A 13,178-nucleotide genomic window follows, 5' to 3' on the forward strand; every position below is an offset into this window, starting at 1 on the left:
GGCGAATCAGGCGTCGTCACCGCGGATCGAGAAGTTGGCCATGTGCTCCAGGCCCTTGATCAGCGCCGAGTGGTCCCAGTTGCCGCCGCCCAGCGCCACGCAGGTGCTGAACACCTGCTGGGCGTTGGAGGTGTTCGGCAGGTTGATGCCCAGTTCCTTGGCCCCTTGCAGCGCCAGGTTCAAATCCTTCTGGTGCAGGTTGATGCGGAAGCCCGGGTCGAAGGTGCCCTTGATCATGCGCTCGGCATGCACTTCGAGGATCTTCGACGAGGCGAAGCCGCCCATCAGCGCCTCGCGCACCTTGGCCGGGTCGGCGCCGTTCTTGGCGGCGAACAGCAGCGCTTCGCCAACGGCCTGGATGTTCAGGGCGACGATGATCTGGTTGGCCACCTTGGCGGTCTGGCCGTCGCCGTTGCCGCCGACGCGGGTGATGTTCTTGCCCATGGACTGGAACAGCGGCAGGGCGCGCTCGAAGGCGTTCGGGCAGCCGCCGACCATGATGCTCAGGGTCGCGGCCTTGGCGCCGACTTCGCCGCCGGAGACCGGGGCGTCGAGGTAGCTGGCGCCGGTGGCCTTGATCTTCTCGGCAAAGGCCTTGGTGGCGGTGGGGGAGATCGAGCTCATGTCGATCACCACCTGGCCTTCGCCGACGCCCTCGGCGATGCCGTCAGCGCGGAACAGCACGTCTTCGACGTGCGGGGTGTCCGGGACCATGACGATGATGAACTCGGCGGCCTGGGCCACGGCCTTGGGCGTGGGCAGGGCGGTGGCCACCAGGTCGACGGGCGCCGGGTCGTGGTGGGTGGAGATAAACAGCTGGTGACCTGCCTTTTGCAGGTTCTGGGCCATGGGCTTGCCCATGATGCCGGTGCCGATGAAACCGATTTTAGCCATGAGAAATGTGCCTCTTTTCTTACTAGGGGGCGCGGACCCTGTGGGAGCCGCCGTGCGCGTTAAATGGCGTTATGGGACTTCAGCCAGCCGAGGCCGGCCTTGGTGCTGGCTAGCGGCTTGTACTCCGCGCCCACCCAGCCCTGGTAGCCGATACGGTCCAGGTGCTCGAACAGGAAGCGGTAGTTGATCTCACCTGTGCCCGGCTCGTGGCGCCCTGGGTTGTCGGCCAGCTGGATGTGCTGGATCGCGCCCAGGTTGGCTTCCATCGTGCGCGCCAGGTCACCTTCCATGACTTGCATGTGGTAGATGTCGTACTGCAGGAACAGGTTGGGGCTGCCGACCTGCTCGCGGATCTCCAGCGCCTGTTTCGTGGTGTTGAGGTAGAAACCGGGGATGTCGCGGGTGTTGATCATCTCCATTACCAGCCGGATGCCCACGGCTTCGAGGCGGTTGGCGGCGTACTCGAGGTTGTCGAGCAGGGTGTTGCGCACCACGAACGGGTCCGCGCCTTGCGGCGTGATGCCGGCCAGGCAGTTGACCTGGGTGTTGCCCAGCACCTTGGCGTAGGCGATGGCGCTGTCGACTCCGGCGCGGAATTCCTCCACCCGGTCAGGGTGACAGGCGATGCCGCGCTCGCCCTTGGCCCAGTCACCGGCAGGCAGGTTGAACAACACCTGCTGCAACTGGTTGGCGTCCAGGCGGTCGCGCAGTTCCTCGACCGGGTAGTCGTAGGGGAACAGGTACTCGACGCCACGAAACCCGGCCTGGGCGGCGGCGTTGAAGCGGTCCAGGAAGTCCACCTCGGTGAACAGCATGGACAGGTTGGCGGCAAAACGGGGCATGGTCGGCTCCTGTCAGTCCAGTGGCATGAGGGCGGTGGGGGCATCGGCGCGGCTATCGGCCAGTGCTTCGAATTCGTTGATGGCGTTGATCTCGGTGCCCATGGCGATGTTGGTCACGCGCTCCAGGATCACTTCCACCACCACCGGCACGCGGAAGGTGCGCATCAGCTCGCGCGCCTGGGCGAAAGCGGCCGGCAGTTGGCTGGCGTCGAACACGCGCAGTGCCTTGCAACCCAGGCCCTCGACCACGGCGACGTGGTCGACGCCGTAGCTGCCGAGTTCCGGGGCGTTGACGTTCTCGAACGACAGCTGCACGCAGTAGTCGATGTCGAAGCCGCGTTGGGCCTGGCGGATCAGGCCCAGGTAGGCGTTGTTCACCAGCACGTGGAGGTACGGCAGGTTGAACTGCGCGCCCACCGCCAGCTCTTCGATCATGAACTGGAAGTCGTAGTCGCCCGACAGCGCCACCACTTGGCGTTCGGGGTCGGCCTTGACCACGCCCAGGGCGGCCGGGATGGTCCAGCCCAAGGGGCCGGCCTGGCCGCAGTTGATCCAGTGGCGTGGCTTGTACACGTGCAGGAACTGCGCGCCGGCGATCTGCGACAGGCCGATGGTGCTGACGTAGCAGGTGTCCTTGCCGAAGAAGCGGTTCATTTCCTCGTAGACCCGCTGTGGCTTGACCGGCACCTGGTCGAAATGGGTCTTGCGCTGCAGGGTGCGCTTGCGTTCGCGGCAGGCTTCGGCCCAACTGCTGCGGTCTTTCAGCTTGCCGGCGGCCTGCCACTCGCGGGCGACCTCCAGGAACACGTCCAGGGCGGCGCCGGCGTCGGAGACGATGCCCAGGTCCGGGGTGAATACGCGGCCGATCTGCGTCGGTTCGATGTCCACGTGGATGAACGTGCGGCCTTCGGTGTAGACCTCGACGGAGCCGGTATGGCGGTTGGCCCAGCGGTTGCCGATGCCGAACACCAGGTCCGATTCGAGCAGGGTGGCGTTGCCATAGCGATGCGAGGTTTGCAGGCCACACATGCCCGCCATCAGCGGATGGTCGTCGGGGAGGGTGCCCCAGCCCATCAGGGTCGGGATCACCGGCACGCCGGTCAGTTCGGCGAATTCGACCAGCTTGTCGCTGGCGTCGGCGTTGATGATGCCGCCACCGGCCACCAGCAGCGGGCGCTCGGCGGCGTTGAGCAGGGCCAGGGCTTTTTCGGCCTGCACGCGGCTGGCCTGGGGCTTGTGCACCGGCAGCGGCGCGTAGGCGTCGATGTCGAACTCGATCTCGGCCATCTGCACGTCGAATGGCAGGTCGATCAGCACCGGGCCCGGGCGGCCGCTGCGCATTTCAAAGAAGGCCTTCTGGAAGGCGTAGGGCACCTGGCCCGGCTCCAGCACGGTGGTAGCCCACTTGGTCACTGGCTTGACGATGCTGGTGATGTCGACGGCCTGGAAGTCTTCCTTGTGCAGGCGGGCGCGCGGCGCTTGGCCGGTGATGCAGAGGATCGGTATGGAGTCGGCAGAGGCGCTGTACAGGCCGGTGACCATGTCGGTGCCGGCCGGGCCCGAGGTGCCGATGCACACGCCGATATTGCCCGGGTTGGCGCGGGTGTAGCCCTCGGCCATGTGCGAGGCGCCTTCCACGTGGCGCGCCAGCACGTGGTCGATACCGCCGACTTTCTTCAGCGCGGCGTAGAAGGGGTTGATGGCGGCACCGGGGATGCCGAACGCGGTGTCGATGCCTTCGCGGCGCAACACCAGCACGGCGGCCTCGATCGCTCTCATTCTGGCCATGGGGAACTCCTTTGCACGGGTCGATAATTTTTGTAGTGGCTGCCAGTCTGGATTAGGCTTGCGTACGGTAGAACACCTGAAAATTGTTTTCTGTCGATATAAAAGGTATCGAATGGCCCGGTACACAGAACTGCACAGCTTCGTCCAGGTCGCGCAGAAAGGCAGCTTCGCCGCCGCCGCGCTCAGTGAAGGGGTGACGCCGGCGATCCTTGGCCGGCGCCTGGATGCGCTGGAACGGCGCTTGGGGGTGAAGCTGATGCACCGCTCGACGCGCGGCTTGCGCCTGACCGAACTGGGCGAGCAGTTGCTCGAGCGCGCCAAGCAGCTGCTGCGCGACTTCGACGACATGGAGGCGGACATCAGCGCCAGTGGTTCGATGGTCAAGGGCAACCTGCTGGTGTCGGCGCCGGCCTCGTTCGGCCGCTTGCACGTCGCGCCGCATGCACTTGGGTTTCACCAGCAGTTCCCCAACCTGAAACTGTCGTTCAACCTCACCGACAGCCTGGTCGACCTGGTCAGCGAGGGGTACGACATGAGCATCCGCATCGGCGGGGTGACCGACCCGAACTACGTGGCGGTGAAGCTGTTCGGCAACCGCCGGGTGGTGTGCGGCACGCCTGAGTATTTCGCCCGGCACGGCCGGCCGACCACGCTGGAGCAGTTGGCTGAACACAATTGCCTGGCATTCACCCTGCAAGGCGGCCAGCAGCGCGGCTGGACCTTCCAGCGCGACGGTCGCCAGGTGGCGATGCGGGTGACCGGCAACCTGGCGTGCAACGATGGTGAGCTGCTGTTTTCGTGGATGAGGCAGGGGTTGGGTATCGGCTGGCGCTCGACCTGGGAGATCCATAACGAGCTGATGAGCGGGGAACTGGTGACGGTACTGGATGATTTCGCCTTGCCGGATTACGACATCCAGGCGGTGTACCCGCAGCAGCGCTTCCTGCCGGCGAAGGTGCGCTATTTCATCGAGTACCTGAAGACGGTGTACCGCAGCCCCGGTTATTGGGAGCGCTGACAGCCCCCGTCAGCCGCTTGGATCTTGCCCTGATCATTCCTTGGAGATCCATTTGGCGATTTCATTGCAGTATTTGAACTTCTGCCCCTCGCACTGTGAGATGCACTGGCGTGTGTCGAATTTCAGGTCGTCGAACAGCTTGTTCCTCGCGAGTGTGGCCAGGTCGCTTCCGTAGTCCTTGATGTTCTTTTCCTTGCGCTGCACCGCCTCGTAGTAGGTGCTGCACATATAACCCTCTTCCGCCAGGGCAGGTAAGGCACTCACCAGCAAGGTCGATGACAGGAACCAGAGTTTCTTCTTCATTTGAACCCCCAAGGAAGGAAACGTCGACACCTCGCAGGATTCTAGCTGGCCACTTGCGATCATCAAGCCGCCAACCACGCCAACCCTCTACGGCAAGCCCGCGCCTGCAGGGGATGCGTCGTTATCGAGCCTGGGTCAGGCGAATGATCTGCCGGGCGATATACGCCCCTGTCAGGATCACCCCGAACAACCGCAGGGTCTGCATCGCCAGCACCATGCCGACGTCGGCGTGGGTCTCCACCGCGATGATCGCCATCGCATCCAGCCCGCCTGGGCTGGTGGCCAGGTACAGGGACAGGAAGTCGATGCCGGTGGCACGTGCCAGCAACCAGGCGCAGGCCGCGCACAGCACGATCAGTGCCACCGCGCCGGCGATCATGGTCGGCAGGCGCTTCCACACGTAGCGCACGGTCTGCCGGTCGAAACGCAGGCCGATGTAGCAGCCGATGGCGCCGTAGGCAAAGGCCAGTAGCCCGCTTGGCAGGCTGATTTGCAACACCCCTGTTAGCTGCAACGCCGCGCCCAGCAGCAACGGCAGCAGCAGCGCGCCGGCGGGCAGGCGGCTGCCGGCGAACACGCCGACCAGCACCACCATCAACCCCAGTAGCAGGTCGAGGGGTGCCATCGCCTGCACGGAAGAGGGCACGTTGGCCGTCTCGCTGACCAGCTCGCTGGCACCGAGCAGGTGGCTGACCAGCGAACCGATCATCACCACGCACACCACTCGCACGTACTGCATGGTCGCCACCACGCGGCCGTCGGCGCCGTTGTCCTCGGCCATCGAGACCATCGCCGAGGCGGCACCCGGCGCGGTACCCCAAGCCGCGGTATTGCCGGGGATACCCCCAAAGCGCACCGTGCCCAAGCCGACCACGGCGCTGAGCAACACGGTGATCAGCGTGGCCAGCAGCATCAACTGCCAGGATTGCGCCAGCGAGGCCAGTACCGGCCAGGTCACCGAGTGCGCGACCAACAGGCCGACACAGCCCTGGCCGAAGCGGAACACATGGCGGTGCAGGCGCAGGCGCGCACCAGCCACGCCAAACAGGATGGCGACCAGCATCGGGCCGAGAAACAGCCCGGCCGGCACGGCCAGCGCATGCAGCAACTGCCCGGCGGTGCCGGCGCAGAGCGCCAGGGCCAGCCATTGCAGGATAGGGGGGTAGGGTGGGGTGGAAGGCAAAGTGGGCAACGTCGGATCTCCCTGTACGGCGGATGGAGAAAATTATCGACGCCGTGATTCATCAAGTCTATTTTCTACTTTCGATGAATCGATAACTGAAATTCATGAATCATGGACCTTCGAGACCTTACCTATTTTCAGACCATCGCCGAGATTGGCCACCTGGGCCGCGCCGCGGAAAAGCTCAACCGCAGCCAGCCGGCGCTGAGCAAGAGCATTCAGCGCCTGGAGGAATCCCTGGGCACGCGGTTGTTCCAGCGTGACGGGCGGCGCATCAAGCTCACCGATGTCGGTGCGCTGTTGCTGGCGCGGGGCAAGCAGTTGCAACTGGACATCGCCCAGACCGAGCGCGAGGTGCGAGATTTCGCCAGCGGGCTGGTGGGCAACATCCGCTTGGGCTGCGCCGCGAGCATGGCCGAGCACCTGTTGCCGCAGTTGGCCGCAGCGCTGCTGGAGCGCGCGCCGGAACTGACCCTGAAATTGACCATCGGCCAGGATGACGTGCTCAAGGAGTCGCTGGTGTCGGGCCGGCTGGATGCGATCATCTGCACCTTGATCGTCGAAGACCCGAAGTTCCGTTCCTACCCCATCCTGCAAGACGAGGCGGTAGTGGTGGCCAGCGCCGAGCACCCGGTGTTCGATGGTCCCATCGCGCTCAAGGACCTGTGCCAATACCGCTGGGTGCTGGGCGGGCCGACAGTGACTGCGCGGCGCTGGATCGACAACGTGTTCGTCGAACACCAACTGCCGCCGCCGCAGGTGCAGATCGAGACCAACTCGATCTCGCTGTTGCCGCGGTTGATCGCCCAGACCCGACTGCTGAGCTTCGCCGCGCGGGAAACCCTCGAGCACGGCCTGGGCACTTCGTGGCTGCGCGAAGTGTCGCTGGCCGAGACCACCATGAGCCGCACGGTGGCGGTTTCGGTACGTGCCGAGGGCTACCTGCCGCCAGCGGTCGGGGCGATGGTCGAGCTGCTGCGCGACGCCGGCCCCGGGTTCTTTCGCAACGATTGACCGTCAGGCCATCGATGCCTGGTAGGCGGGTGGACGCAGGCGCGTGGCCAGGCCCAGCAGCACCAGCGCGCCCACCAGCATCACCCCCCAGGCCCAGTGCAGCGAGCTCAGATGGTCGCGCACCAGCCCGGCCACCAGCGGCATGCTGGCGGCGATCAGGTAGCCGCCGCCTTGCACGAAGGCCAGCAACGAGCCGGCCTCGGCCGGGGAGTGGGCGTGGTCGAGGGTGACGATCAGCGACAGTGGGAACAGCGCGCCGATGCCCAGGCCCAGGCACAGGGTGGCGACGATCGCCAGTTCGCCTGGCGCGCTCAGCAGGCACAGCAGCCCAGCGATCAGCAGCAGGATCACCAGGGTCAGTGGCTGGCGACGGTCGGGGAAGCGCTGGATCAGCGCCGACACCAGCAGGCCGGCGAACACCTCGGTGACCGTCAGCGCACCCAGCAGGTAGCCTGCTTCGCTGGCCGTCCAGCCCAGCTCCACGTAGAACGGCGGCAGCCATGCCAGCACCAGGGTGTAGGCGCCGGTGCCGATGCCGAAGAACAGCAGCAGCAACCAGGCCCTTGCCTGGCGCCACGGCAAGCGTGCGGCAGCGGGGTAGGCCGGTTGCGGGCCCGCCGCCAGCAACCAGGCGAGCAAGGCGACCAGCGCCGGAATGGCCGCGTAGCCCAGGGTCAGCTTCCAGCCCAGCACGGCCGCGCTCGGTGCCGCCGCTGCGGCGGCAATGGCCGCGCCGCCCATGATGCCGGTAGTGAACAGGCCCATCAGCATGCCCGCGCTTTCTGGGTGGTTGCGCTTGAGGAAGGCTGGCATCAGCGACTGGATCACGGCGATACCGATACCGCCCAGGGCGGCGCTGGCGATCAGCGTGCCGGCCGACTCGACATAGCTGCGCGCCGCACAGGCGGCAGCGATCAGCGCGATGCCCAGGGCCACGCCCTTGACCTCTCCAATCAAGCGCAGCAACCAGGGCCCGCTCAAGGCGAACAGGCCCATCATCATGACCGGCAAGGTGGTCAGCAGCCCACCCTGGGCATTGCTCAGGCCCAGGTCGTGCTGCAGCAGGTCGAGCAATGGGCCGATCGAAGCCATGATCGGCCGCAGGTTGATGCCGACCAGCACGGCCAGCAGGACGACGCAGGCCTTCGACGGGCCGTCGGCGTGAATGGGGTTACGCATGCTGAGGGTGCTCCTGCAAGAAAAACGCGAGCTCGTAGTTGAACGCCAGGGCGTGGGGAACGTTGAACACATGGCCTTCGCCAGTGAGAGTGACCCGGCGACAGCGGGCGATGCGCCGGGCGATTTCGTCGGCCTCCGCGACGGGGCTCATGCGATCGTGCTCGCAGGCGAGCACCAGGGTTGGCGCATCGATCCGTTGCAGGCGCTCGCTCAGGTCGTAGTGCTTCATGCCCTGGCACCAGTTGATCTGGTTCTGCGCGCCCTGGGTCGCCGCTTGGGCGTGCCAGGCCTGGTACAAACGCTGGCCTTGGGGCGAGGCGGCGAAGCTTTCGCCCACCAGGGCTGGCCAGGTCGCCTTGAAACGCTTGAGGCAGCCGTCGGGCTGGGCGAGGGCGTCGATCCACTCGTCGAGCATCTGTGCGCGGTGCGGAGCCTTCATGGTCAGGAACGTGCCGGCGACCGCCAGGCTTTCCACCGCGGCCGGCACTTCGCAGGCCAGTTCCAGGGCGACCATGCCACCCAGCGACAGGCCCACCAACTGGGCACTTTCAAGCCCCAGGTGGTCGAGCAAGGCGAGGATGCCCAGGGCCTGGCCGCGCGCGCTGATCGATGCCGGAGCGTCACTGGACGCGCCGTGGCCGAGCAGGTCAGGTACGATGACGCGGTGCTCGAGGCGCAGCAGCGCGGCCACCTGGTCTGACCAGGCGCGGCCACTGTTGCCCAGGCCGTGCAGCAGCACGACCGGGGTGCCGGCGCCTGCGTCGAAGTAGTAGTAACGATTCCGTCCGTGTTCGAAGAACGCCATGTTTACTCCTGATCCATCATGTCGTGCCCATCAAGATAGCTTAACGTTAAGATATTTTGAAAGCCTCAAGGTTCAGGTAGGTGAAGCGATTCACGGATCTTCCAGTTTGAACGGGCGATACCAGCTATGAACGATCATGTCGATTTCGTCGTCGCGCAGTGGGCGCAGGCGATGCCGTCCGTGGACGCCTCGTCCATGGAGGTTTTCGGGCGCATGGTGCGCATCCAGAAGCACTTGGAGCGCCTGCGTGTGGAGGCCTTGGCGCAATATGGCTTCAAGGAGGGCGAGTTCGACGTGCTGGCGACCTTGCGCCGCGCGGGGGCGCCGTACCGGCTCACGCCCACCGAGCTGTACCGCTCGCTGCTGGTCACCTCGGGAGCCATGACCAACCGCCTGGCACGGCTGGAAAGCGCCGGCATGGTCGAGCGCGTGGCCGACCACCACGACAAGCGCAGCTCCCACGTGGCGCTCACCGCCGCGGGCAAGGCGTTGATCGAACAGGCGGTGTTTACCCATACTGAGATCCAGGAACTGGTACTGGCGTCCCTGAACGCGCAACAGCGCAAAAGCCTGGCCACGCTGCTCAAGCAGGTGTTGGCCAGCCTGCCGGGCGAGGGCGCCCCGCAAGATTGAACCCCGAAAATTCAGGAGGAATTTTCATGCTTCACAGCAATTACCTGAAGCAACTGGACCTGCAAGACATCGTGGTCTTCCTCAACCTGCTCGAACAGCGCAGTGCCAAGCGCACCGCCGAACTGATGAGCGTCAGCCAACCCACCGTCAGCTACTGCTTGAAGCGCCTGCGTGGATGCTTCGACGACACCCTGTTCGCCTCGTCCCAAGGCGTGCTGTTGCCGACCACCAAGGCCGAAAAGATCGCCCCCTACTTGCGCGTGGTGGTCGAGTCGGTCAACCGCTGCGCCGAGGATGACAGCGGCGCCTCGCCCCTGGCGTTGCGCAAGACCTGGCGCCTGTGCGCCCCCGAGTACTTCGAGCTGTCGGTGCTGCCGCAGGCCCTGGCCGTGCTGGCGCGCACCCAGGCCAACACCTCGTTGCACCTGGAGCGTCTTAGCCGCGACCTGCCGGTGGACAAGTTGATCAGCGGCGACATCGACATCGCTATCGGCTTCGGCCCTGGCTACCACCAGATGCACCCCGAGCTGCAATGGCAGGCGGTGCTCAACGACGATTTCGTCTGCCTGACCAGCCAGGCCGCGCTGGCCACCCCCGGGGCCATGAGCCTGGATGAGTTCTGCGCCTCGCCGCATGTGTTCCCCACGCCGTGGATCTCCGAGAAGAACATGGTCGACAGCTGGCTCGAGAAGGTCGGCCGCTCGCGCAACATGCTGGTGCGCGCCAACGGCTACCAGGCCTGCGTCAACATCGTCGCCGCCGTGCCTGCCACCCTGGCGCTGCCGGCGCGGCTGTTGCCGTGCCTGCGCATCCCCGAAACCGTGCAGGTGTGCCAGCCGCCGCTGGGCTTCCCGACCTTCACCCTGGACATGATCTGGGCCCGCGACCGTAGCGAGAGCCGCGACATCGCCAGCTTGCGCAACCTGGTGCAAGACGTGGCCGGGGCCATGTTGAACGAGCGATGACTGGCACTTTTAAATTTTCTGAGTGCATTTAGATTTCTTAAAACCAGCCCCTTCGGCATTTCCCTTACTGTGGGTTCATCGGGCAGCGGATGGTTCTGCCCGGCCCCACAATCCAAGGAGGAATGTTCGATGTTGGCTCAAGTGCAATCGGTGGTGTTCCCGTTCTATCGTCAGCCCACCCCGTGCTACGGCTTTGAATGTGTGTATGCGGTAGAACCGCAGCTTAAAGTTGTCGAGTCGATGAGCACCGCTGCACTGTATGACGACTTGGCCCACAGTGGCGCCGTCATCTACCGCGACTTTGCCGACACCCTCGAAGACTTCAACGAGTTCGTCAGCGCCCACTCCGCGCGGGTGACCTTCGACCCGGCGCGCAAGGCCGCCACGTCCAACACCGCGGAGATCGAGGCGGGCGTGCACGAGATGGGCCTGCACCGCGAAAACGGCAACCTGCCGTTCAACCCCGACCTGCAATGGTTCTATTGCCTGGCGCCGGCGTCGGTGGGCTCTGAAACCACGATGTGCGATGGCCAGCGCGTGCTCTTCGACCTGTCGTCGAAAACCCGCAAGAGTTTCGAAACCCGGGACATCCGTTATGCACGGCGTATTCCGTGGGCCAATGTCAGGCGTTTTCTGAGTATCGAACTGCAACTGCCAATCGATGAAATCACCGATGAACACCTGCACTGGGTCAATGACCGGGTCAAAGGCCAGACCTACCGCCGTATCGACCAGAACCTGATTGCCTCGGAGTTGATTATCTCCGCCGTGGAAACCAGTTGCTTCAGTGGCCGCAAAGCATTCTGCAATTCCATGCTCGGCCCCAGCGTGAACTATGAACCGCCCTTGATCACCTGGGCCGACGGTGAAGACATCGCGCTGGATATCTGGGACGAGATCAAGGAAGTCACCGCGCGCAATACCTACAGCCACTTCTGGAAACAAGGTGACATCGTGGTCATCGACAACACCCGCGTGATGCACGGCCGTCGTCGCCTGGACGACACCGCGCGGCGCATCTTCGGCGCCCAGAGCTACCGCATCGGGGGTAACGGCCAATGATCAGCCAGAAAATGCACGACTACCTGGCCGCCACGCCCGACCGCGTGGTCATCCGCGAAATGAACGGCCGCTCCTACACCCTGCACGAGCTGCGCCGCGACGTGCTGCGCCTGGCCTCGGCCCTGGAAGGGCGCGTGGGCCGCTGCGAACGCAAGGTCTTCGGCATCGCCATGCGCTCGTGCTACGAATGGGTGTACACCCTGCTGGCCATCCAGAAGGTCGGCGGCGTGCTGCTGCCGGTGCCGATCGAGTTCTCCGACGACCAGATCGGCAGCCTGCTGGGCAAGGCCGCAGCGGTGTTCGTCAGCGACGACAAGACCGCCCGGCGCCTGCACCGCATCCTGCCGGACAAACCCAGCTTCATCCCCGGCGAGCTGATGAACCAGGCCGTGGGCGGGGAATGGCGCCAGGACGACGAGCTGATCTCGGCGGGCATCGTCTCGATCATCCACACCTCTGGCACCACCTCGCGCCCCAAGGGCGTGATGATCCGCGACGAGGCGGTGAGCCTGCTGGTCGACAACGTGATGAAGCGCCTGCCGCAGCAGCCGTTGCACTACTTCTCGATCGTGCCGATGAGCCTGCTGATCGAGCAGGTGCTGGGGGTGTTCATCCCGATCCTCTCCGGTGGCACCCTGACCCTGATGCCCGAAGGGGTGACCGAGTACGGCGCGGCCAGCGGCAACGCACGCCAGTACCTGGAACTGATCGCGCCGAACCAGCCGAACTTCCTCTACCTGCCGCCCAAGCTGCTGGAAGAGGCCAATCTGCTGCTCGAACATTGCTCGGTCCAGGACCTGTTCGGCCCGGCGCGCCCGCACATCATCACCGGTGGCGCGAAGATCCCGGCCACCGTGCTCGAGGCACTGGATGCCCGTGGCGTGCAGGTGTTCGAGGCCTACGGCCTGAGCGAGAACTCCTCGATCATTTCGCTGAACTCGCCCGCCGAGCGGCGCGTGGGCTCGGCCGGCAAGTTGCTCGACGGCATCGAGCCGAAGCTGGTGGATGGCGAGCTGCTGGTCAAGACACCGACCCTGTGCGCCGGCTACTACAACGCCGACGACACCGCCTGCGACCTGTCCGACGGCTACCTGCACACTGGTGACATCGCCGAATTGCGCGATGGCTTCCTGTACATCACCGGGCGCAAGAAGCACGTGATCATCCTTTCCACCGCGCGCAACATCTCGCCGGAATGGGTGGAGAACGTCTACAAGGAGAGCCCGCTGGTCGACGACATGATCGTCATGGGCGAGGGCAAGGACGAACCCTGCGCGATCGTGCTCAGCAGCGCCGGCAAGGCCGAAGTGCAGCACGAGATGGCGCGCCTGGAGCACCGCCTGGCGGACTTCGCGCGGGTGCGGCACATCCGGGTGATCGACGACATCGCCGCGTTCCGTGACCAGTTCTACACCGTCACCGGCCGGCCGCGTCGCGCCGAAATCGAAGCACGCTTCATCGACCAGATGTACGCCTAAGGACGGGACAATGC

At 65.1% G+C, this 13,178-nt stretch carries 13 protein-coding genes; 6 read left to right on the plus strand and 7 right to left on the minus strand.

Annotated features, from left to right (window positions below):
- Positions 1-6: 6 nt before the first annotated feature.
- From P0Y43_RS15185 to gcl, 3 genes are read right to left on the minus strand one after another with little or no spacing between them, the layout of a single operon-like run.
- Entirely contained in the window at positions 7-894 is an 888-nt protein-coding gene (locus P0Y43_RS15185; RefSeq protein ID WP_275638080.1) for a 2-hydroxy-3-oxopropionate reductase, read from the minus strand.
- 59 nt (positions 895-953) lie between these two features.
- The gene (hyi, locus tag P0Y43_RS15190; protein WP_275638081.1) at positions 954-1,736 is read right to left on the minus strand and encodes a hydroxypyruvate isomerase; all 783 of its coding nucleotides are present in this window, start codon (positions 1,734-1,736) and stop codon (positions 954-956) included.
- A gap of 12 nt (positions 1,737-1,748) precedes the next feature.
- A complete protein-coding gene (gcl, locus tag P0Y43_RS15195; protein ID WP_275638082.1) occupies positions 1,749-3,524 on the minus strand; it encodes a glyoxylate carboligase in 1,776 nt (591 codons plus the stop codon).
- A 112-nt stretch (positions 3,525-3,636) separates the two neighbouring features.
- On the opposite strand from gcl, the gene P0Y43_RS15200 reads away from it, so the two are divergent.
- Positions 3,637-4,542: a LysR family transcriptional regulator gene (locus P0Y43_RS15200; protein WP_275638083.1), complete on the plus strand. Its 906-nt coding sequence runs from the start codon at positions 3,637-3,639 to the stop codon at positions 4,540-4,542.
- 33 nt (positions 4,543-4,575) lie between these two features.
- Here P0Y43_RS15200 and P0Y43_RS15205 read toward each other — a convergent pair whose 3' ends face one another.
- Complete coding sequence (locus tag P0Y43_RS15205; RefSeq protein ID WP_275638084.1) at positions 4,576-4,845, minus strand: hypothetical protein; 270 nt, start codon at positions 4,843-4,845, stop codon at positions 4,576-4,578.
- Positions 4,846-4,966: 121 nt separating this feature from the next.
- Positions 4,967-6,037, minus strand: a complete 1,071-nt coding sequence (locus tag P0Y43_RS15210) for an AbrB family transcriptional regulator (RefSeq protein WP_275638085.1) — start codon at positions 6,035-6,037, stop codon at positions 4,967-4,969.
- Positions 6,038-6,139: 102 nt separating this feature from the next.
- Here P0Y43_RS15210 and P0Y43_RS15215 point away from each other — a divergent pair, with 102 nt between their 5' ends.
- The gene (locus P0Y43_RS15215) at positions 6,140-7,042 is read left to right on the plus strand and encodes a LysR family transcriptional regulator (RefSeq protein WP_275638086.1); all 903 of its coding nucleotides are present in this window, start codon (positions 6,140-6,142) and stop codon (positions 7,040-7,042) included.
- Positions 7,043-7,045: 3 nt separating this feature from the next.
- Here P0Y43_RS15215 and P0Y43_RS15220 read toward each other — a convergent pair whose 3' ends face one another.
- Complete coding sequence (locus P0Y43_RS15220; protein WP_275638087.1) at positions 7,046-8,221, minus strand: MFS transporter; 1,176 nt, start codon at positions 8,219-8,221, stop codon at positions 7,046-7,048.
- A complete protein-coding gene (locus P0Y43_RS15225) occupies positions 8,214-9,026 on the minus strand; it encodes an alpha/beta fold hydrolase (protein WP_275638088.1) in 813 nt (270 codons plus the stop codon). Before P0Y43_RS15225 ends, P0Y43_RS15220 begins: the two co-directional genes overlap by 8 nt.
- A gap of 126 nt (positions 9,027-9,152) precedes the next feature.
- On the opposite strand from P0Y43_RS15225, the gene P0Y43_RS15230 reads away from it, so the two are divergent.
- From P0Y43_RS15230 to P0Y43_RS15245, 4 genes are all read left to right on the plus strand, one after another.
- Positions 9,153-9,659 (plus strand): MarR family winged helix-turn-helix transcriptional regulator, encoded by a 507-nt coding sequence (locus P0Y43_RS15230; RefSeq protein ID WP_275638089.1) that lies wholly within the window; start codon positions 9,153-9,155, stop codon positions 9,657-9,659.
- A gap of 26 nt (positions 9,660-9,685) precedes the next feature.
- The gene (locus P0Y43_RS15235) at positions 9,686-10,624 is read left to right on the plus strand and encodes a LysR family transcriptional regulator (protein WP_275638090.1); all 939 of its coding nucleotides are present in this window, start codon (positions 9,686-9,688) and stop codon (positions 10,622-10,624) included.
- Positions 10,625-10,753: 129 nt separating this feature from the next.
- Positions 10,754-11,686 (plus strand): TauD/TfdA family dioxygenase, encoded by a 933-nt coding sequence (locus tag P0Y43_RS15240; protein WP_275638091.1) that lies wholly within the window; start codon positions 10,754-10,756, stop codon positions 11,684-11,686.
- Positions 11,683-13,164, plus strand: coding sequence for an AMP-binding protein (locus P0Y43_RS15245; protein ID WP_275638092.1), 1,482 nt, complete (start codon positions 11,683-11,685; stop codon positions 13,162-13,164). The genes P0Y43_RS15240 and P0Y43_RS15245 overlap by 4 nt, the downstream gene beginning before the upstream one ends.
- The last annotated feature ends 14 nt before the right edge of the window (positions 13,165-13,178 follow it).

The sequence above is a fragment of the Pseudomonas entomophila genome, assembly GCF_029193575.1.
Taxonomy (GTDB): Bacteria; Pseudomonadota; Gammaproteobacteria; order Pseudomonadales; family Pseudomonadaceae; genus Aquipseudomonas; species Aquipseudomonas entomophila_G.